This window comes from Teichococcus deserti (assembly GCF_001982615.1).
Classification (GTDB): domain Bacteria; phylum Pseudomonadota; class Alphaproteobacteria; order Acetobacterales; family Acetobacteraceae; genus Pseudoroseomonas; species Pseudoroseomonas deserti.
This window is the reverse complement of the sequence record NZ_MLCO01000224.1, coordinates 1-18,027: the sequence shown is the minus strand read 5'-3', so window position 1 is coordinate 18,027 and position 18,027 is coordinate 1. Positions and strand designations below refer to the sequence as shown.

Sequence of the window (18,027 nt, the reverse complement as noted above, 5' to 3'; positions counted from 1 at the left end):
TCCGGGTGGGCATCCGGGCGGCACTGGCCGGGCGCCGGGGCGTGGCCATGATGCGCGGCGCGGTCCGCCGCCCGGTGGCGGCGTGCATGGCGGCGTGCATGGCGGCGGCGGCCGTGGTGGCCCGCGTCCGCCCTCCCGCGGGCGCTGACTCGGAAAGAGAAGACCGCGGGGGCGCTCAGCCCTCGCGGTGCGGCGCGGGCTCGCGCGCGATGGCGCGCAGATAGGCCAGGGCCTGGCTGTCGGGCCAGAGCTCGGCCGCTTCCCAGCGACGCAGCAGCCGGAGCGGGATGCTGTAGCGCTCGGCGAAGTCGCCCTGGGTCAGGCCCAGTCGCCGGCGGATGCGGGCGACCAGGGCCGCGCTGAAGCGGGCCTCGCGCAGCACGACGCCGCGGCCTGCGACCGGTCCGCCGGCCGGAACCGGGGTCGGCACGGCCAGGCCAGGCTCGCGCCCCGACTCACGTCCCGGCCGTCCATTCTGGTCAGGCAGCTTTGTCACGCTGGACATCGTCGCTGTTCCCGCCGCTGTGTGGCGCTGCACATCGGATATATTCTGCAGTGCCGCAAGCCGCATGCAGCACACAGAACTGCGATGACCGATCCCGCCGCCCGGTTGCGCAATGATTTTCCAGGGCACGCGCGGGTTGATTCCGGTTAAGGGTTGTTCCGGAACGACAGCGATGGAAGACTTCCTCGCAAGATGCAGCAAGCATCGGGAGGAAGCGCATGTCCTTGATCCATCGTCGCAGCCTGTTGGGCGCCGCCGCGGCCGCGCCGCTGCTGCCATCCATGGCCCACAGCCAGGAAAGCCGGGCACCGGAGAGCTGGCCCAGCGGACCGGTCCGCATCATCTGCCCCTTCGCCGCCGGCGGCCCGACCGATGTCATGGCGCGGCTGGTGGCCGATGCCCTGTCGGCCGAGCTGAGCCAGCGCTTCATCGTCGAGAACCGCACCGGCTCGGGCGTGGTGGTCGGCACCGAGGCGGTGGCCAAGGCGCCGAAGGACGGCAGCACCTTCCTCTACAGCACCGTGGCGCATTCGGTGCTGCGGCCGCTCTTCGCCAATCTCAGCTTCGATCCGGTGCGCGACTTCCAGCCGGTGGCCCTCGTCGGCGTCATCCCGATGCTGCTGATGGTCAACAAGGAGGTCCCGGCCGAGAACCTGCGCGAGCTGGTGCAGATGTTCCAGCGCGACCCGGGCAAGTACAACTACGGCAGCTCCGGCAATGGCGGCGCGGTGCATCTGGCGACCGAGCTGTTCCTGCACCAGGCGGGCGGGCTGAAGGTCAACCACGTGCCCTATCGCGGCTCGGCGCCGGCCATGCCCGACCTGCTGAACGGCAATCTGTCGATGATGCTGAACGTCGCCTCCGACGGCGTCGCCAGCGTGCAGCGCGGCGCGACGCGCGGCCTGGCCATCAGCTCGTCGAAGCGCATGCCGCAGCTGCCCGACGTGCCGACCTTCAATGAATCCGGCCTGCCGGGCTACGAGGCCTATACCTGGCACATGCTCTTCGCCCCCGCCGGCACGCCGGCGCCGATCGTCCGCCGGCTGAACCAGGCGGCGAACAAGGTGATGGGCGACGAGCGCATGCGCCGCCGCGTCGACGAGATGACCATGGAGCCGCGCAGCGACACCACGCCCGACACTGCTGCCCAGTGGCTGGCCGCCGAGATGGCGAAATGGGAGCCGCTGGTGCGCGCGGCGAACATCACGCCAAACTAGCCCGTGATCGCCTGAGGCGGCTTCGCCGAAAGGCGTGGATCACTGCCTCAGACTAGATCGGCGGGGCGATCCGCTCGGTCGTCTCGGCGATCTGGCGGATCAGCAGCCGCGCCGCGGGCGAGCGCTCGTGCCGGCGGAAGGCGGCGGCGATCTCGGAGGCGATCGCCGCACCGCCCAGCGCGCGGAAGCGGATGCCGGGCAGGCGGACGACGGCGACCAGGACGCTGGGCACCACCGCCAGGCCATGGCCGAGCGAGACGGCGGTCAGCACCTCCATCAGGCTGCCCGGCCGGCCCAGGATGCGCGGGGCGAAGCGGCCGCGGCGGCCGATCGCCTCGGTGCCCAGCGCCTGCTCGGGCAGCAGAAAACCTTCCTTTGCCAGAGCGCGCGCCGCGACGGGACCGTCGCCGGCCGCCAGCGGATGCGCCTCCGGCAGGGCGAGGCAAAAGAAGTCGCGCAGCAGGACATGGCTGCGCAGGCCAGGGGGCAGCGGCAGCGGCGGGCGGATGAAGGCGATGTCGAGCCGGCCTTCGTCGAGCATCCGCGGCATGGCCTCCATCGGATGCTCGCGGCAATTGAGCTCGACGGCGGGGTGGCGGGCGCGGAAGCGGGCCACCTGGTCCTGCAGCACCCCGCCATAGGCCGCCGAGCCGACATAGCCGAGCTCGATGCGGCCGAGCTCGCCCCGTCCGGCGCGGCGGCCGACGCTTTCGGTGCGCTCGAACTGGTCGATGGTGGCCTGGGCCTCGGCGCGGAAGGCCTCGCCGGCGGGGGTCAATCGCACCGTCCGCTGCGCCCGCCTGAAGAGTTCGGCCGACAGGAAGGTTTCCAGCTCGCGGATCTGCACCGACAGGGTCGGCGGCGCGATGCCGAGGGCGGTGGCGGCGCGGGTGAAATGCAGCGCCTCGGCCAGGGCCAGGAAATAGCGCAGGTGACGCAGCTCGATGCCGGGCTTCATGAGGTCCTGCCTAATTGTTTCAACGCGTCCCGGCAATGGACCGTTGCGGCCGCGCTCCCCAGTTTCAAGGGCGCAACCCCTGCCGGAGTATCTCCCCGATGATCAAGCGCATCGCCCTCGGCGCCGCCCTGGCCCTGGCCAGCACCACCGCTTTCGCCGCCGACCTGCCGCAAAAACCCTATCTGACGCTGGAGGCTGCGCGCAGCATCGCCGCCGCCGCCGAGGCCAAGGCGCGCGCCGAGGGCTGGCCCGCCGTCATCGCCATCACCGACGATGCCGGGCTGCCGCTGCTGCTGCTGCGCATGGACCAGGCGATGGTGCCGGCCGGCGTCGAGCTGGCCCCGGGCAAGGCGCGCACCGCCGCCCTGTTCCGCCGCCCGACCGGCGTGCTGGAGGATGCCATCAACGGCAACCGCCCGGCCGTCATCACCGCGCGCGGCTTCACGCCGATGCGCGGCGGGCTGCCGATCACGGTGGGCGGACAGGTGGTGGGGGGCATCGGCGTCTCGGCCGACACGCCGCAGCATGACGAGGCCATCGCCCAGGCGGGCCTGGCCGCCGCGCCGAAGTGAGGCGCGCGGGGCGGGGGGGTGCGAAACCCTCCTGCTCCAGGCTTGCCTCTTCTTAAGGCGCCGGCACTTCCGACAGCAGCGGCTGGCCGGCGAAATACGCGAAGATATTGTCGGCCATCAATTGCTGCTGCGCCTGCTGCGCGGTCAGGGCCAGCGCCGCGATATGCGGCGTCAGCACGACATTCGGAAATTCCATCAGCCGCGCCGGGATCTTCGGCTCATGCTCGAAGACATCGAGCGCTGCACCGGCGATCTTCTGGCCGTCCAGCGCGGCGATCAGCGCCGCCTCGTCGACCACGCTGCCGCGGGAGATATTGACCAGCACGCCGTCGGGGCCCAGCGCCTCCAGCACCTCGGTGCTGACGGCATGCTCGGTCTGGGCGCTGGCACGGACGGCGACCATCAGCAGGTCCGACCATTCGGCCAGGCCCTTCAGGCTGTCGATATAGGTGTAAGGCAGGTCGGCGCGCGGGCGGCGGTTGTGGTAGCCGACCTCCATGCCGAAGGCGCGCGCCCGCGTCGCGATCTCGACACCGATGGCGCCAAGACCAAAAATGCCTATGCGGCGGCCGAGCAGGCCGCGGGCCAGCGGCAGGCGCTCGATCGCCTTGTTCTGCCAATTGCCGGCGCGCAGCCAGGCATCGCCGCGCAGGATGTCGCGGGTGGCGGCCAGAGCCAGGCCCATGGCGAATTCGGCGACGGCGGCGGCATTGGCATCGGCCGCATTGGTCACCTTGATGCCGCGCGCAGCGGCGGCGACGCGGTCGACATTCTCGTAGCCGGTGCCGTAGCAGGCGATCAGGCCGAGCTGCGGCAGCGCCTCGATCAGGGACGCGCTGGTCTTGATGCCGCCCAGGGTGATCAGCACGCGGGCGTCGCGCGCCTCCGGCGGCACGGCTTCCGGCACCGGCGCCGACAGCGGCGGCAAGACGGAAAAATGTGGCTCCAGCATCTGCAGCAGGCGGGCGGGGGCCGCCATGGCGGTCAGAATCACAGGCTTCATCGGGCACATCTCGGGGCAGGAATCGCTGCAATGCAGCATGGCCAGGCTTCTGCCTCAAGTCCGGCCCGACTGGACCAGATTTTTGTCGCTGATCCGAAAAACATGCTATGCCACTTCCGCCCGCCATTCCGACCCGGAAGATGACCGCCATGCTGCTCCAGGGACTCTCTGCTTTTCCCATCACCCCCGCTGATGCCGAGGGGCGCGTTGACCAGGCCGGTCTTGGCCGGCTGCTGCAGCGTCTGGTCACGGCGCGCGTCGATTCCATCGGGCTGCTGGGCAGCACCGGCTCCTACCCCTATCTGTCGCGGGCCGAGCGGCGCGGCGCGATCGAGCAGGCGGTGGCCCTGGCCGGCGACATCCCCGTGCTGGCCGGCATCGGCGCGCTGCGCACCGACGAGGCCGTGGCCCTGGCCCGCGACGCCTTCGCCGCCGGCGCCCGCGCCGGGCTGCTGGCCCCGGTCTCCTACACGCCGCTGCTGGACGACGAGGTCTTTTCTCACTTCCAGGCGGTGGCGGCGGCGAGCGACCTGCCGCTGGTGATCTACGACAATCCCGGCACCACGCATTTCAGCTTCAGCCCGGCGCTGGTGGGACGGCTGTCGCAGCTGCCCAAGGTGGTAGCGGTGAAGGGGCTGGCGCCGGCGGCCGATGCGGTGGCCGCGCATTTGGCGACGCTGAAGGCGGGCGTGCCGGATGATTTCTCGGTCGGCGTCAGCGGCGACTGGAACGCGGCCGAGGCGCTGCTGGCCGGCGCCGCCGCCTGGTACAGCGTCGCCGGCGGCCTGTTCCCCGAGCCCTGCCTGGCGATCACGCGGGCGGCGAAGGAAGGCCGCGCGGCCGAGGCGCGGCAGGCGGATGACCGGCTGCAGCCGCTCTGGGCGGTGTTCCGCCGCCACACCAGCCTGCGCTGCGTCTATGCGGCGGCGGACATCCTGGGCCTCGCCGACAAGGCGCCGCCGCGCCCTATCCTGCCGCTGCAGGGCGAGGCGCGGAAGGACGTGGCGGCGGCGCTGCAAGCCGCCGGCCTGTCGTACGCTACTGCTTCTGGATGCCGGCCTGGGTGACGACGGCCTGCCACTTGGCGACTTCGTCGCGGACGAAGGTCTGGGCGACCTCCGGCGTGGTGCCGACCGGGGTGGCGCCCAGCGCCACCAGCCGCTCGCGCAGCGCCGGCACCTGCAGCTGCGCATTGGCATCGGCCGAAATTTTCGCGGCGATGGCGGGCGGCAGCTTCGCCGGGCCGATGATGGCGCCCCAGGTCGCAGCCTCGAAGCCGGGCAGGCCGGATTCGGCGATGGTCGGCAGGTTCGGCAGCACGGCCGAGCGCTCAGCGCTGGTGATGGCGATGGCCTTCAGCTTGCCGCCCTGCACATGGCCCAGCACCGCTGGCAGGGTGTCGAACATGACGTCGACGCGCCGCGCCATCAGGTCGGGATGGGCCGCGGTGCTGCCGCGATAGGGCACCTGGGTCATCGCGCCGCCGGCCCGATGCGCGAACATTTCGGCCGCCAGATGCACCGCGCCGCCGGTGCCGGCGAAGGTGATTTCGCCCGGCTTGGCCTTCACCATGGCCATCAGCTCGGCCACCGTGTTGGCCGGGAAATCGGCGGCGGCCACCAGCACCAGCGGCACCGAATAGATCAGGCTGAGGACGGAGAAGTCTTTGAGCGTGTCGAAAGGCGTGGTGTAGAGCGCCGCGTTCACCGCGTGGTTGACCGAGACGAAAGCCAGGTTCAGCCCGTCGGGCGCGGATTTCGCCACGACATCGGTGCCGATGATGCCGTTGGCGCCGGTGCGGTTCTCCACCACCACCGACTGGCCCCAGAGCGGGGTCAGCCGCTCGCCCAGCAGGCGGGCGGCGATGTCGGAGGCGCCGCCGGGCGAATAGGGGACGATGATGCGGACCGAGGCGGCGGGCCAGGCAGGCTGGGCGCGGGCGGAAGACAGGGCAGCCAGCGCCAGGGGCGCGGCGAGCGCCGCGCGGCGGGTGATTCTTTCCATCGTTTTCTTCCCTGATTCTTCGTTCTTGGCAGGCACGGCAAGGCACGGCGGGACGCGCCGGGCGGCCAACGGCCGCCCGGCAAACTGAAAAAACTATTCGGCCGCGGCGGCGCGGATCAGGCCCCATTCGGTCAGGCGGCGGCGCAGCTCGGCCTCGGCCTTCGGCGTCAGCGGCCAGGCGGAAGGCGGCCGGGTCGGGCCGCAATCATCGCCCAGCATCTGCAGCGCCGCCTTGACGACGGAGACATTGGTGCCGTTGCGCTCTTCCGCGCGCAGCGCCTCGAAGGCCGACATGGTCTCGATCAGCTGCGCGGCGCGGGGATAGTCGCCGGCCTCCAGCGCCGTGTGGATGGCGACGCTGTGCTCGGGCCAGACATTGATCAGGCCGGAGGTGTAGCCGCGGGCGCCGACGGCATAGAAGGGTGGCGCCCAGGTTTCGGCCAGCCCGCCGATCCAGGCGATGCCGCTGCCGCGGGTGGCGCGGATGATTTCGCCCAGCCGCAGCGGGGTGGGGGCGGCCCACTTCACCCCGACCACGCCAGGGATCTGGCACAGCGCGATGATGTTGTCATTGCCGATGCCGTCATCGCGCAGATACAGCACGACCGGCAGCCCCTGGCCGGCCTCGGCGATGCGCTGGACATAGGCCAGAACACCGCGCGGGCTGACGAAGGGGTCGGGGGGCTGGTGCACCATCAGCGCGCTGGCGCCGGCGGCGCGCGAGGCGCGGGCCAGGGCCACCGCGTCGTTGATGCTGCGGCCGACGCCGGCCAGCAGCGGCACCCGCCCGGCCACCTGCTCGGCGGCGGCATGCACGGCGGCCTCGGCCTCGGCCGTGGTCATGCCGTAGAACTCGCTGGTATTGCCGTTGGCGACCAGCACATGGACGCCGGCCTTCACCGCGCGGTCCACCACCGGCTTCAGCTTCGGCAGGGCCAGGGATTCATCGGGGTTGAAGGGCGTCACCAGGATGCCGGAAATGCCGCCCAGCGCTTTCTGCAGCTTCGGGTCGATGCTCATCTTTGGGTTTCCTCGGGCTTGATGGGATCGCTGGTGCCGTCGGCGCGAAGGATGCTGCTGGCCACCAGCGATCGTTCGACATGGGCGCGCATCCGCGCCTCCGCCTGCTTCGGCGCGCCGCGGCGGATGGCGGCGACGATGCCGGCATGCTCGCGCAAGGCGATGGCCGGCTCGCGGGGCGAGCTGCGCAGCGCGCGCAGCCGGCCGAAATGGTCATAGGCGCGGATCGCCTGCAGCGAGCGCCCGACCAGGCTGTTGCCGGCGATGCCGTCGACCAGGTCGTGGAAGCGCTCATTGGCCGCCGCCAGCGTGACGATGTCGCGCGCCGCCGTCGCCGGCGCCATTTCCCTCAGCTGCTGGCGCAGCGCCGCGATATCGGCAGGCGTGGCGCGGCGGGCGGCGAGCGCGGCGGCGGCGCCTTCGAGGGCGATGCGCACCAGCCCCATCTCGGCCAGCCGCTCGGGGCCGAATTCGGCGACCAGGGTGCCGCGGCGCGGGCTGGTGATGACCATGCCCTCGGCCTCGAGACGGCGCAGCGCCTCGCGCACCGGCTGGGCGGAAATGCCGAGCTGCAGCGCCAGCGACCGTTCCGAGACCCGGGCGCCGCCGGCCAGCGACCCGTCGACGATCGCGTCCCGCAGCCGGCGATAGGCCCGGTCGGCAACGGACAGAAGGTCGTCGGAGGCAAAGGCGGCGAGAGCGGGCGCGCTGGACATGGCCACTGCCATAGCAGTGCCTGGGGATAAACTGCAATAGCACATGGCAGGCGAGGTCCCATGGACAGGCCCGCGCTTCGGGCCGATGAAAGGGGAAGGAATTCGGGAACAGAAAGGTCCGCGCCATGGACAGCCTGCCGTTGGTCGCCGCGCCGCTGCTGCGCCGGCAGATCGTCGCCGTCTTCACGCAATGGGGCATGGCCCTGAAGGCCGTTGAGGAGGCCGCCGAGGTCATGGTCGACACGGACCTGCGCGGCGTCGATTCGCATGGCATCGGCATGCTGCCGCACTACCAGCGCTTCTTCGCCAGCGGCGAGCTCGACCCGAAGGCGGTGCCGAGCATCCGGCAGGAGCGGCCCTCGACGGCTCTGGTCGATGCGCATCACAGCATCGGCCACACCGCGGCGCTGCTGGCGATGCGGCTGGCCATGGCGAAGGCGAAGGAGACCGGCGTCGGCGTGGTCGGCGTCTGCGGCTCCAACCATTACGGCGCGGCGGGGTATTACGCGCAGATGGCCGCCTATGAAGGGCTGATCGGCCTGTCGCTGACCAATGCCTTCACCCCCTTCCTGGTGCCGGTCTTCGGGCGGCAGCCGCAGCTGGGCACCAATCCGATCGCCTTCTCGGCGCCGGGCGAGCGGCATCCGCCGGTCTCGCTCGACATGGCGACGACGACGGTCGCCTATGGCAAGGTCTCGATCGCCCGCCGCGCCGGCAAGCGGCTGCCCGACGGCTGGGCGCTGACCACCGAAGGCACGCCGGAGCATGACTCCGCTGTCGCCGCCGAGACCAAGCTGCTGGCGCCGCTGGGCGGCACCCGGACGCTGGGCGGCCACAAGGGCTATGGCCTGGCGCTGATGGTGGAAATCCTCTGCGCCACACTGACCGGCGCCTCGGCCGAGGACCGCATCACAGGCCACTTTTTTCTCGTCCTCGACCCCGGCGCCTTCCGGGATGCCGGAGACTTCCGCGCCGAGCTCGACACGCTGACGGACCGGATGCGGGCGACGACCCCGGCCGATGCGAGCCAGAAGGTGCTGGTGCCCGGCGATCCGGAATATGCCGCCTTCGCCGAGCGCAGCGTCTCCGGCATCCCGATGACGCCAGCCCTGATCGAGGAAGTGAGGGAAGTCTGCCGCGACTCCGGCGCGCCCTTTCTCCTGCTGCCCTGAGGCGGAGGGATCACTCCTTCTCCTGCCGGACCTCCTTGGGGTGGGGGTTGTGCACCTCCTTGCGCTCGTCGTCGGCGCCCTCGCGGCTGGCGCCGAGCCGCTCCAGCAGGCCCAGCGTCAGCGCGCCGGCCAGGAAGGTGCCGTGGATGATCAGCGCCCACATGGTCTCGCGGTCGTCATAGCCGCCGGGGCGCAGGAACATCTGCAGCAGCTGGATCGAGGAGATGGCGACGATGCTGGTGGCCAGCTTCAGCTTCAGGTTGCCGGTGTCGAGCCCGCCCACCCAGTGCATCCGCTGGGCGGCCGCATCCTCCTTCAGCCGCGAGACCAGGCTGTCATAGGAAGAGATGGCGACCATGGCGACCATCGACGCGACCAACGCGGAATCCGCCATGTGCAGCAGTTCGAGCAGGTCGTCATTCTCCGGCATCGAAAACAGCTTCCAGGCATAGTCCCAGAGCTTGGTGACGAAGCGGAGCGCGTAGAGCCCGAGGGCGACCACCAGCCCGAGGAAGAACACCGTCAGGATGTGGCGGCTGGCCAGCATGGCCTTGTCGATCAGGGTGAGCATGTCCGGGGTCCCGCTGCGGCGAGACGGCAATGCTCGGGCGGGGCTTTTGGTTCCAGGGCGCCCGCGCGATGGATGCTCAGTGGCGGGTGGCGAGGCCGGCCAGGACGCGCTGGTTGATGGCGATCAGCAGATCCAGGTTCGGTTGGGCGCGGCCCTGCTCGCGGAGCACCGAGACACCCAGGGCAGCCAGGCCCTGGCGCATCGGCAGGGCCAGGGCGCTCTCGGCGTTGCCGACCGCCTGCAGGATGGCGGTCCACAGCTTGTCGTTCATGCGCAGCGCTTGGGCCCGGGCCGCCTCGCCACCGCGATGCGCCGCGGCCAGCAGAACCAGCACCTTCTCGAAGGCAGCGGCTTCGTTGGCGCGGGCGGTGGCGGCGGCGGGGGCGATGGAGAGGGTCATGGCTGCGTCCTGCGTTTGTGTTCGTGGCGCCGTGTTTGGCGTGGGCTCACTATTGCGGGAGCTTCCTTTCACGGCGGTAAACGCTGTGCCTCCACGCATTTTTTATCGGGAATTTTCCAGCGCCAGCCTGCGGACATGAAAAAAGCCCCGAGGCGTGATGCCCCGGGGCAAGGTGCAGGACGTAGGTCGAAAGAAGATCAGTGGCGGGTGGCGAGGCCGGCGAGGACGCGCTGGTTGATGGCGATCAGCAGATCTAGGTTGGGCTGGGCGCGGCCCTGCTCGCGCAGGACGGAGACGCCCAGGGCGGCCAGGCCCTGGCGCATCGGCAAGGCCAGGGCGCTCTCGGCGTTGCCGACCGCCTGCAGGATGGCGCTCCACAGCTTGTCGTTCATGCGCAGCGCCTGGGCGCGGGCCGCTTCGCCACCGCGATGCGCCGCGGCTAGCAAACCCAGCACCTTCTCGAAAGCAGCGGCTTCGTTGGCGCGGGCGGTGGCGGCGGCGGGGGCGATGGAGAGGGTCATGGCTGCGTCCTGCGGTTGCGTCGGTGGCGCCGTGTCTGGCGTGGGCTCACTATTGCGGGAGCTTCCTTTCGCAGTGGTAAACGAGGTGCCTCCACGCAATTTTTATAGGGCGCCTCGCCACGGCCGCGGCCGCGCTTTGACAAGCCGATGACAGAGAGGGATTGATGCCCGGGCGCATGACTGAAGGAGCGCCCGCCATGAGCCTCTCCCGCCGCCTGGTGCTGGCCGCGCCCCTGGGCCTGTCCGCGCCCCGCCTGGCCCGGGCCGCGACGCCGCTGCGCTTCGTGCCGCAGGCCGACCTGGCCGTGCTCGACCCGGTCTGGACCGCCGCCTATGTGACGCGCAACCACGCCATGATGGTCTTCGACACGCTCTACGGCATGGATGCCGAGTACCGCATCCGGCCGCAGATGCTGGAGGGCGACACGGTCGAGGCCGATGGCCTGACCTGGCGGCTGCGGCTACGGGACGGCCTGCGCTTCCATGACGGCGCGCCGGTGCTGGCGCGGGACTGCGTCGCCTCGATCCGGCGCTGGGGCGCGCGGGACGGGCTGGGGCAATCGCTGCTGGCGGCGACGGCGTCGCTCGAGGCGGCGGACGACCGCACCATCGTCTTTCGCCTGAAAGAAAAATTTCCGCTGCTGCGCTATGCCTTGGGCAAGCCGGGCTCGCCGGTCTGCGTCGTCATGCCGGAACGGCTGGCGCAGACCGATCCCTTCCAGCAGGTGCGCGAGATGGTGGGCAGCGGGCCGTTCCGCTTCCTGGCCGCGGAGCAATTGGCCGGCGCCCGCGTCGCCTATGCCCGCAACGACGCCTACCAGCCGCGGGCCGAGGCGCCGAGCTTCACCGCCGGCGGCAAGCGCGCCTCGATCGAGCGCGTCGAATGGCAGGTGCTGCCCGATCCGGCGACGGCGGCCTCGGCGCTCAGGGCCGGCGAGGTCGATTGGTGGGAGGCGCCGACCTTCGACCAGTTGCCGCTGCTGGCGCGCGACCGGCAGATCCGCGTGGCGGTGATGGAGCGCACCGGCTTCATCGGCTGCATGCGGCTGAACCACCGGCAGCCGCCTTTCAACGATCCGGCGGTGCGGCGGGCGATCCTGCCGGCGCTGCGGCAATCCGACTTCATGCAGGCCAGCGCCGGCGACGCGCCGGAGTCCTGGCATGACGGCGTCGGCTTCTTCTGCCCGGGCACGCCGATGGCGAGCGATGCCGGCATGGCGGCGCTGAACGCCCCGCGCGACCTGGAGGCGGCGAAGCGGGTGCTGGTCGAGGCCGGCTACAAGGGCCAGCGCATCGTGGTGCTGGCGCCGACCGACCTGCCGACCCTGAAGGCGCTGGCCGATGTCGCGGCCGACCTGCTTTCCCGCATCGGCTTCAACGTCGACTACCAGGCGCTGGACTGGGGCTCGACGCTGTCGCGGATCAACCGGCCGGACCCGGTCAAGCAGGGCGGCTGGAGCATCTTCTGCACCTTCTGGTCGGGGCTGGACCAGCTGGACCCGGCGGTGAACGCCTCGATCCGGGCGAATGGCCAGGGGCGCGGCTGGCCGGAAAGCGCGGCGCTGGAATCCATGCGCGACCAATGGATGCGCAGCGGCGAGGAAGCCGAGCAGAAAAGACTGGCGGCGGAGATGCAGCGGCAGGCTTTCGTCGACCTGCCCTATCTGCCGCTGGGGCAGCTGATGGCGCGCACCGCCTATCGCGGCAGCCGGATGTCCGACCCGCAGCCCGGCTTCTCGACGTTTTGGGGCATCGCGCTGAAGTAGCGGACGGGGGAGCCCAAGGAGGCTCCCCCACCTTGACATCAAGCCTCGCGGCGGGCGTTCAGCGGGATCGACAGGCCGCGGCGCTCGACCTTCAGGTTGCGGCGATAGGCGCAATCCACGAAATACTGGCCGAGCGGGTAGTAGGGCACCTCCTCGAAGAACTTCGCCTGGATCTTGCGGCAGATTTCCTTCTGGGTCTCGACATTCGGCGCCTCGAACCAGGCGTCGCGCAGGCCCTCGATCTCGGTGCTGCTGGGCCAGCCGAACCAGGCATCCTGGCCGTTGGTGCGCAGCAGGGGATGGCCGCCCGGATTGGCCAGGTCCTCGCCGCCGAAGAGGACGACCACCGCGCTCCAGCCGCCCTGCTCCAGCGGCTCCTTCTTGGCGCGGCGCTGCAGCATGGTGCCCCAGTCGGAGACGGCGTCCTCGGCCGCCAGCCCGACCTTCTTCAGCATGTCGGTGGCGACGGTGGTGAGCGCGCTGTTGTTGATCTGGTCGCCCGGATGCAGCACCACGGTGCGGGCGCCGGCCTTGCCGGTGGCGGCCAGGGCCTTGCGGGCCGCGTCCAGGTTGCGCGGGCTGGTGATGGCCGACATGCCCTCATCGCTGGCGAAGGTGGTGCCGAGCGGGAAGGCGCCCAGCCCGTCCTTCCACAGGCTGCGGTCGCTGAAGATCGAGTTCATGAAATCGGACTGGGTCAGCGCCGGCCAGATGGCGCGGCGCACCGCCGGGTCGTTGAAGGGCGCCGTCAGGTGGTTGGGGCGCAGCATGGCGACGGTGCCGTTGGTCTCGACGCGGTCGACGACGACGTCGCGGCGGCGGCCCAGGATGTCGCGCAGGTCGGGGGCGACACGCTCCCACCAGTCGACCTCGCCGGACTGCAGCGCGGCGCCGGCGGTCGCCGGATCCATGATGATGCGCCATTCCAGCCGCTCGAAGCCGGCGATCTTCGGGCCGGCGGTGACGGCGGGGGCGCCGACGGGCGAGGGCACGTAGCGGTCGTACTTCTGGTAGATGACCTGGCTGCCCGACTGCCATTCATTGGCGACGAAGCGATAGGGGCCGCTGCCGACCACCTCCTTCAGCGGGGTGGTCGCCGGGGTGTTGGCGAAGCGCTCGGGATAGATGAAGCAGGGGTAGGAGGAGGACTTGCCCAGCGCGTCCAGCATCGCGCCGAAGGGGCGCTTCAGCCGCAGGACGAAGCGGCGGTCGTCGAGGACCGCGATCTCGTCGAGCCGCGCGGCGAGGGTCTGGCCGTGGGTGTCGCGGGTCATCCAGCGCTTGATCGAGGCCACGGCATCCTGGGCGCGGATCTTCTCGCCATCATGGAAGGTCGGGCCGTCGCGGAGCGTGAAAGTCCAGCGCTTGCCGTCATCCTCGACCGCATGGCCCTCGGCCAGCTGCGGCTGCGGGCGGAAGTTGATGTCCAGGCCGTAGAGCGTGTCCCAGCACAGATGGCCGTGGTTGCGCACCGCATAGGAGGTGGTGCTCAGCGGATCCAGCACGGTCACGTCGGCCTGGGGGATGAAGCGCAGCGTGTGCGCCGCGTTGCCCTGGGCGATGGCGGGAGCGGAGGGCAGCATCGGCGCGGCCGAGAGCGCGGCGGCGCCAGCCAGGAAGGAACGACGGGAGGCCATGATCTGGGATCCTCATCTGGACGTTGTCCCGGCCTTGCAGGCGGGCCGGTGGTGGTGGTGACGAGGCCGGCCGCGGGGGTGCCGCGGCGCGACCGTGCTGGGTGAAGTATGACACAGGGCCGCGCAGTCGTCGCGGGGGCGGGACGGGGCCTGATGCCGTGGCGAGACCTTAGCTAGTTCCATCACGCCGGCAATGGTTCCACGTTGAATTTTCGTGCAGTTTTGGCCGGGAAGGGGCTGGAAAGCGCGGCTGGCACTTGGTGTCGGCAGGGCCTTGCCGCTTAAAAGACGATTGAAAAAAGTTCGATCGGGGAAAATACGCCGTGCTGCCGCTCGGGGGTGGCGCCGCGGGGCGCGGCGGAGCGTTGGCAGGGCCTGACGGCGGGGTCTAAGCTTCGATCGCCGCCGGCGCAGATCGGCGGGACAAAACACGAGCAGGGCCAGGACATGATCGCAAGACGAGGGGCGCTCGCCCTGGGAGCGGGAGCTTTGGGTGGAGGCCTGCTGGCCGCGCCCGCGCTGGTGCGGGCGGAAGGCTGGAAGCCGAGCCGGCCGGTGCGGCTGATCGTCACCTATCCGCCGGGGGGCGTGAACGACATCGTCGGCCGCATCGTCGCCGAGCCGCTGGGGGCGGAGCTGGGCCAGTCGGTGGTGGTGGAGAACCGCGCCGGGGCGGGCGGCAATATCGGCACCCAGGCGGCGATGCAGGCCGAGGCCGATGGCCACACCATCCTGTTCGGCACCACCGCGATGTTCGGCGTCAACCCGGTGATGTACAAAGGCTCGGGCGTCGATGCCGCGCGCGACTTCGCCTGCCTGGCGACGATCGGCGAGGTCGCCAACGTCCTTTCGGTTGCGCCGAAGCGGGTGGCGGCGACGACGTTGCCCGAGTTCGTGGCCGAGGCGCGGGCGAAGCCGCTGGTCTATGGCTCGGTCGGCAATGGCAGCTCGTCGCATCTGTCGGCGGTGGTGTTCCTGAAGGCGGCGGGGATCGAGGCGACGCATGTGCCGTATCGCGGCTCCTCGCCGCTGGTGGCGTCGATGTTGGCGAACGACGTCGATTTCTGCTTCGACACGACGGCGACCTCGACGGCGCATATCCGCGGCGGGGCGTTGCGGCCGCTGGGGGTGACGACGACGCGGCGGGCCTCGGCGCTGCCGGATGTGCCGACGCTGCGCGAGGCGGGCGTCAAGGATTACGAGCTGGGCATCTGGTTCGGGCTGTTCGTGCCGACGCGCACCCCGGCGCCGATTTTCTCTGCGTTGCAGAAAGCGCTGCTGGCGACGCGCACGCCGCAGACGACGGAGCGGCTGCAGCGGGCTTTCGTCGATCCTTTGGCGGTGCCGACGGAAGATTTGGCGCGCTGGGTGACCGCGGATAGCGAGCGGTGGCAGAAGATTTCGGTCGAGGCAGGGATCAAGGCTGACTGACAAAAAAAGATGAGGGAGGTCTGGAGGGAGAATTCTTTCTCCCTCCAGTCTTACTTTTTATAGATCCCGAGGTTGTTGTAGGGCGCGTAGGGCGGAAATGGCCCGATCGCGTGCATGTCGACCTCGACGAGGGAGGGCCCCGGGGTCTCGCAGGCTTTTTGCAGCGTGGCTTGCAGATCGTCGGCGCGGGAGACCTTGAAGGCGGGCATGCCGGCCAGCTTGGCCAGCTGCTGGAAATCCGGCCCCATGAGGTCGCCGAAGAACATCCGCCCTTCCTGCAGCGCGCCCTGGATGTGCTTGATGACGCCGTAGCCGCGGTCGTTCATCAGCAGCACCACCAGCTCCAGGTTTTCCTGCGCCGCGGTGAAGAGCTCGGCCATGTTCATGGCGAAGCCGCCGTCGCCGACCATGGCGACCGCCTTGCGGCCGCGCCCGGCGAGCGCCGCGCCGATGCCGAGGGGCAGGCCGGGGCCGATGGCGGCGCCGACGGGGTGGACGGAATCATGCGGGCCATAGACCGGCATGATGCGGTTGCCCCAGCTGCTGTTGTTCAGGGTGATGTCGCGGACCCAGAGGGCGTCGCGGGGCAGGGCAGAGCGCACGGCCTCGGGGAAGCCGGCATAGGGGCCCAGGGTGTCCTTGTAGTCGGCGATGGCCTTCTGCTTGGTGTCGGTGAAGTCCTGGGCGTAGCCGGGGTCGAGGCTGATCCGACCCTTCAGGCGTTGCGCCAGGCCCTGGAGGGCCAGCTCGGCATCGGCGTTCAGGAAGAAGTCGGTGACGTAGCTGCGGCTCTGCGCACCGGGGTCGATGTCCACCTGGTAGAGCGGGCGGGGCAGCTTCAGCGAGAAATCCAGCGTCTCATGGCCGCGCAGCCGCGACCCCACCACCAGCATGGCGTCGACGGTCTGGTAGAAGGCCTCGATGCGGGGGGCGCCGTTGCCGTGCAGGGCGGCGAAGGACATGGGGTGGTCCTCCGGCACGGTGCCGCGGCCGTTCCAGGAGCTGACCACGCCGAAGCCGAGATCGAGCATCGCCCGGGCCCCCGCGCCCGCCGCCTTGGCGCCGTTGCCGAGCCAGAGCATCGGCCGCCTCGCCTTTGCCAGCAGGTCGGCCAGGGCGTCGAGGGCGGCCTCGTCCGGGGCCAGGGGGGCGGGGATCGGCAGGGTCAGGCTGTCGAGCTCGGCCGGGCGCGGGATGACGACGCGCTGCAGGTCGATGGGGATTTCCAGCGTCACCGGGCCGCGCGGCGGGGTCAGGGCCAGGGTGGCGGCGCGGATCAGGAAGCCCAGCGCGGCATCGGCGTTGGGCAGGCGCAGCTGGGCCTTGCAGACGGCGGCCAGCATGGCGCTCTGGCCGGGGACGTCATGCACCGGTCCCATGTCGCGGCCGGCGAAGCGGGTGGCGGTCTGGCCGGTGATGTGCAGCACCGGGCTGCCGCCGAAACGGGCCTCGACCAGGCCGCCCACCGCATTGGCCGCGCCGGGGCCGGTGGAGCTGAAGACCACGCCCAGCCCGTTGGAGACGCGGGCATAGGCGTCGGCCATATGCGCCGCCCCCATCTCGTTGCGCGCCATGACGTAGCGGATGGCGTTGCGCCGGCCGATGGCGTCCAGCATGGGGATGTTGTGCACCGAGACGATGCCGAAGCAGTCCTGCACGCCGATGCGCGCCAGGAACTCGGCCACCAGGTCGCCGACCGTATAGCTGCCGCTCATTTTCTCCGCGCCCTCCCGTGATTCTTGGTCGGGAGTGGAGCATGGGGCGGCCGGAGTGTCAGCCCGTCGATCCGCCTTGGGGCTCCACGCGATAGCCGGCGCCACGCGGCGTCTCGATCACGCCGCAGCCGAGTTTCTGGCGCAGGTGGTGGACATGCGCCTCGATGGCGTTGCTCTTCACCGCCTCCTGCCAGCCATAGAGGATCTCTTCCCGCGCGGGGCGGGAACGGACCAGGGTGGGCCGCTCCATCATGGTCTCGAGCAGCGGGAATTCCTGGCGGGAGAGGGCGAGGGGTGCCCCGTCCGGCATAGCCTGGCGCTGCGCCGGGTTCAGGGTGAGCCACCCCAGCGCAGCGCCGGCTGCGACCGGCCCTGGGCGCGGCGCGACAGGGCGCGCGGGCGGGCGGCGACCTTGGTCAGGCCGAAAAGCTTCTCCAGATAGTCGTCGGCGCCGAGGTCGAGCCCTGGATGCGGTTCTCCACCCCGTCCGGCGCGGTCGGCAGCAGCACCGGGGTGGCGTCGCCCGCGCGCCGGACGGCCCGCAGCAGCTCCATCCCGGAGCCGTCGGGCAGCATGTTGTCCAGCAGCACGGCATCGAAGCCGCCGGCCAGCAGGGCGGCCTCGGCCTCCTGGCGCAGCGAGGCGGTCTCCAGCCGGAAGCCCTGCAGGCCGAGGCCGACGGCCTGCGCATCGCGCAGCACCGCCTCATCCTCCACCACCCACACCCTCATTCCTTTGTCCTCTCGCCCGGTCCCGGGAAGGGGCGGGCGAGAGGACAAAGGAATGAGGGTGTGGGTGGTGGAGGATGAGGCGGTGCTG

19 protein-coding genes are annotated in these 18,027 nt (G+C 70.6%); 6 read left to right on the top strand and 13 right to left on the bottom strand.

The annotated features are described in order from the left end of the window. Positions 1 to 175 precede the first annotated feature (175 nt). Positions 176 to 505 carry a helix-turn-helix domain-containing protein gene (locus BKE38_RS20950; RefSeq protein ID WP_083747737.1) on the bottom strand — a complete coding sequence of 110 codons (330 nt, stop codon included), beginning with the start codon at positions 503 to 505 and terminating at the stop codon, positions 176 to 178. A 218-nt stretch (positions 506 to 723) separates the two neighbouring features. Here BKE38_RS20950 and BKE38_RS20945 point away from each other — a divergent pair, with 218 nt between their 5' ends. Then, positions 724 to 1,722 (top strand): Bug family tripartite tricarboxylate transporter substrate binding protein, encoded by a 999-nt coding sequence (locus BKE38_RS20945; RefSeq protein ID WP_083747736.1) that lies wholly within the window; start codon positions 724 to 726, stop codon positions 1,720 to 1,722. A 52-nt stretch (positions 1,723 to 1,774) separates the two neighbouring features. On the opposite strand, the gene BKE38_RS20940 is transcribed toward BKE38_RS20945, so the two are convergent. Further along, entirely contained in the window at positions 1,775 to 2,680 is a 906-nt protein-coding gene (locus tag BKE38_RS20940) for a LysR family transcriptional regulator (protein ID WP_242662517.1), read from the bottom strand. Positions 2,681 to 2,778: 98 nt separating this feature from the next. Between BKE38_RS20940 and BKE38_RS20935 the strand changes: the two genes are divergently transcribed. After that, positions 2,779 to 3,252 (top strand): GlcG/HbpS family heme-binding protein, encoded by a 474-nt coding sequence (locus tag BKE38_RS20935; RefSeq protein ID WP_076959184.1) that lies wholly within the window; start codon positions 2,779 to 2,781, stop codon positions 3,250 to 3,252. A gap of 52 nt (positions 3,253 to 3,304) precedes the next feature. Here the strand turns inward: BKE38_RS20935 and BKE38_RS20930 are convergent, their stop codons facing one another. Next, a complete protein-coding gene (locus tag BKE38_RS20930) occupies positions 3,305 to 4,255 on the bottom strand; it encodes a 2-hydroxyacid dehydrogenase (RefSeq protein ID WP_076959186.1) in 951 nt (316 codons plus the stop codon). A gap of 149 nt (positions 4,256 to 4,404) precedes the next feature. On the opposite strand from BKE38_RS20930, the gene BKE38_RS20925 reads away from it, so the two are divergent. Continuing rightward, complete coding sequence (locus BKE38_RS20925; RefSeq protein ID WP_106409268.1) at positions 4,405 to 5,322, top strand: dihydrodipicolinate synthase family protein; 918 nt, start codon at positions 4,405 to 4,407, stop codon at positions 5,320 to 5,322. Here BKE38_RS20925 and BKE38_RS20920 read toward each other — a convergent pair. The 3 genes from BKE38_RS20920 to BKE38_RS20910 all read right to left on the bottom strand — a co-directional run bounded on the left by BKE38_RS20920 (position 5,294) and on the right by BKE38_RS20910 (position 7,995). Continuing rightward, entirely contained in the window at positions 5,294 to 6,259 is a 966-nt protein-coding gene (locus BKE38_RS20920) for a tripartite tricarboxylate transporter substrate binding protein (protein ID WP_076959182.1), read from the bottom strand. The two genes, BKE38_RS20925 and BKE38_RS20920, sit on opposite strands and share 29 nt — an antisense overlap. Positions 6,260 to 6,352: 93 nt before the next feature. Then, on the bottom strand, positions 6,353 to 7,279 hold the full coding sequence (locus tag BKE38_RS20915) for a dihydrodipicolinate synthase family protein (protein ID WP_076959181.1): 927 nt from the start codon (positions 7,277 to 7,279) through the stop codon (positions 6,353 to 6,355). After that, complete coding sequence (locus BKE38_RS20910) at positions 7,276 to 7,995, bottom strand: GntR family transcriptional regulator (protein ID WP_076959185.1); 720 nt, start codon at positions 7,993 to 7,995, stop codon at positions 7,276 to 7,278. The genes BKE38_RS20915 and BKE38_RS20910 overlap by 4 nt, the downstream gene beginning before the upstream one ends. Positions 7,996 to 8,120: 125 nt before the next feature. Between BKE38_RS20910 and BKE38_RS20905 the strand changes: the two genes are divergently transcribed. Next, positions 8,121 to 9,167, top strand: a complete 1,047-nt coding sequence (locus tag BKE38_RS20905; RefSeq protein WP_076959180.1) for an Ldh family oxidoreductase — start codon at positions 8,121 to 8,123, stop codon at positions 9,165 to 9,167. A gap of 10 nt (positions 9,168 to 9,177) precedes the next feature. On the opposite strand, the gene BKE38_RS20900 is transcribed toward BKE38_RS20905, so the two are convergent. The 3 genes from BKE38_RS20900 to BKE38_RS20890 all read right to left on the bottom strand — a co-directional run bounded on the left by BKE38_RS20900 (position 9,178) and on the right by BKE38_RS20890 (position 10,659). Beyond that, positions 9,178 to 9,738 (bottom strand): YqhA family protein, encoded by a 561-nt coding sequence (locus BKE38_RS20900; RefSeq protein WP_076959179.1) that lies wholly within the window; start codon positions 9,736 to 9,738, stop codon positions 9,178 to 9,180. Positions 9,739 to 9,814: 76 nt separating this feature from the next. Next, entirely contained in the window at positions 9,815 to 10,138 is a 324-nt protein-coding gene (locus BKE38_RS20895; protein WP_076959178.1) for a flagellar biosynthesis regulator FlaF, read from the bottom strand. Positions 10,139 to 10,335: 197 nt separating this feature from the next. Next, positions 10,336 to 10,659 (bottom strand): flagellar biosynthesis regulator FlaF, encoded by a 324-nt coding sequence (locus tag BKE38_RS20890; RefSeq protein ID WP_076959177.1) that lies wholly within the window; start codon positions 10,657 to 10,659, stop codon positions 10,336 to 10,338. Positions 10,660 to 10,856: 197 nt separating this feature from the next. Here BKE38_RS20890 and BKE38_RS20885 point away from each other — a divergent pair, with 197 nt between their 5' ends. Further along, positions 10,857 to 12,425 carry an ABC transporter substrate-binding protein gene (locus tag BKE38_RS20885; protein WP_076959176.1) on the top strand — a complete coding sequence of 523 codons (1,569 nt, stop codon included), beginning with the start codon at positions 10,857 to 10,859 and terminating at the stop codon, positions 12,423 to 12,425. Between the two features lie 38 nt (positions 12,426 to 12,463). Here BKE38_RS20885 and BKE38_RS20880 read toward each other — a convergent pair whose 3' ends face one another. Continuing rightward, positions 12,464 to 14,062 carry an ABC transporter substrate-binding protein gene (locus BKE38_RS20880; RefSeq protein ID WP_076959175.1) on the bottom strand — a complete coding sequence of 533 codons (1,599 nt, stop codon included), beginning with the start codon at positions 14,060 to 14,062 and terminating at the stop codon, positions 12,464 to 12,466. A 447-nt stretch (positions 14,063 to 14,509) separates the two neighbouring features. Between BKE38_RS20880 and BKE38_RS20875 the strand changes: the two genes are divergently transcribed. Beyond that, on the top strand, positions 14,510 to 15,493 hold the full coding sequence (locus tag BKE38_RS20875) for a Bug family tripartite tricarboxylate transporter substrate binding protein (RefSeq protein WP_076959174.1): 984 nt from the start codon (positions 14,510 to 14,512) through the stop codon (positions 15,491 to 15,493). 50 nt (positions 15,494 to 15,543) lie between these two features. On the opposite strand, the gene BKE38_RS20870 is transcribed toward BKE38_RS20875, so the two are convergent. The 3 genes from BKE38_RS20870 to BKE38_RS33385 form a co-directional block, all read right to left on the bottom strand. Further along, positions 15,544 to 17,208 (bottom strand): thiamine pyrophosphate-binding protein, encoded by a 1,665-nt coding sequence (locus BKE38_RS20870; protein ID WP_076959173.1) that lies wholly within the window; start codon positions 17,206 to 17,208, stop codon positions 15,544 to 15,546. 58 nt (positions 17,209 to 17,266) lie between these two features. Continuing rightward, entirely contained in the window at positions 17,267 to 17,518 is a 252-nt protein-coding gene (locus tag BKE38_RS33390; RefSeq protein ID WP_242662516.1) for a winged helix-turn-helix domain-containing protein, read from the bottom strand. A 106-nt stretch (positions 17,519 to 17,624) separates the two neighbouring features. Beyond that, on the bottom strand, positions 17,625 to 17,939 hold the full coding sequence (locus tag BKE38_RS33385; protein ID WP_242662515.1) for a response regulator: 315 nt from the start codon (positions 17,937 to 17,939) through the stop codon (positions 17,625 to 17,627). Positions 17,940 to 18,027 lie beyond the last annotated feature (88 nt).

Excerpts from the sequence above, each read along its gene's own strand:
- BKE38_RS20950 (WP_083747737.1), bottom strand. The coding sequence starts at position 505 with ATGTCCAGCGTGACAAAGCTGCCTGACCAGAATGGACGGCCGGGACGT.
- BKE38_RS20945 (WP_083747736.1), top strand. The coding sequence starts at position 724 with ATGTCCTTGATCCATCGTCGCAGCCTGTTGGGCGCCGCCGCGGCCGCG.
- BKE38_RS20940 (WP_242662517.1), bottom strand. The coding sequence starts at position 2,680 with ATGAAGCCCGGCATCGAGCTGCGTCACCTGCGCTATTTCCTGGCCCTG.
- BKE38_RS20935 (WP_076959184.1), top strand. The coding sequence starts at position 2,779 with ATGATCAAGCGCATCGCCCTCGGCGCCGCCCTGGCCCTGGCCAGCACC.
- BKE38_RS20930 (WP_076959186.1), bottom strand. The coding sequence starts at position 4,255 with ATGAAGCCTGTGATTCTGACCGCCATGGCGGCCCCCGCCCGCCTGCTG.
- BKE38_RS20925 (WP_106409268.1), top strand. The coding sequence starts at position 4,405 with ATGCTGCTCCAGGGACTCTCTGCTTTTCCCATCACCCCCGCTGATGCC.
- BKE38_RS20920 (WP_076959182.1), bottom strand. The coding sequence starts at position 6,259 with ATGGAAAGAATCACCCGCCGCGCGGCGCTCGCCGCGCCCCTGGCGCTG.
- BKE38_RS20915 (WP_076959181.1), bottom strand. The coding sequence starts at position 7,279 with ATGAGCATCGACCCGAAGCTGCAGAAAGCGCTGGGCGGCATTTCCGGC.
- BKE38_RS20910 (WP_076959185.1), bottom strand. The coding sequence starts at position 7,995 with ATGTCCAGCGCGCCCGCTCTCGCCGCCTTTGCCTCCGACGACCTTCTG.
- BKE38_RS20905 (WP_076959180.1), top strand. The coding sequence starts at position 8,121 with ATGGACAGCCTGCCGTTGGTCGCCGCGCCGCTGCTGCGCCGGCAGATC.
- BKE38_RS20900 (WP_076959179.1), bottom strand. The coding sequence starts at position 9,738 with ATGCTCACCCTGATCGACAAGGCCATGCTGGCCAGCCGCCACATCCTG.
- BKE38_RS20895 (WP_076959178.1), bottom strand. The coding sequence starts at position 10,138 with ATGACCCTCTCCATCGCCCCCGCCGCCGCCACCGCCCGCGCCAACGAA.
- BKE38_RS20890 (WP_076959177.1), bottom strand. The coding sequence starts at position 10,659 with ATGACCCTCTCCATCGCCCCCGCCGCCGCCACCGCCCGCGCCAACGAA.
- BKE38_RS20885 (WP_076959176.1), top strand. The coding sequence starts at position 10,857 with ATGAGCCTCTCCCGCCGCCTGGTGCTGGCCGCGCCCCTGGGCCTGTCC.
- BKE38_RS20880 (WP_076959175.1), bottom strand. The coding sequence starts at position 14,062 with ATGGCCTCCCGTCGTTCCTTCCTGGCTGGCGCCGCCGCGCTCTCGGCC.
- BKE38_RS20875 (WP_076959174.1), top strand. The coding sequence starts at position 14,510 with ATGATCGCAAGACGAGGGGCGCTCGCCCTGGGAGCGGGAGCTTTGGGT.
- BKE38_RS20870 (WP_076959173.1), bottom strand. The coding sequence starts at position 17,208 with ATGAGCGGCAGCTATACGGTCGGCGACCTGGTGGCCGAGTTCCTGGCG.
- BKE38_RS33390 (WP_242662516.1), bottom strand. The coding sequence starts at position 17,518 with ATGCCGGACGGGGCACCCCTCGCCCTCTCCCGCCAGGAATTCCCGCTG.
- BKE38_RS33385 (WP_242662515.1), bottom strand. The coding sequence starts at position 17,939 with ATGAGGGTGTGGGTGGTGGAGGATGAGGCGGTGCTGCGCGATGCGCAG.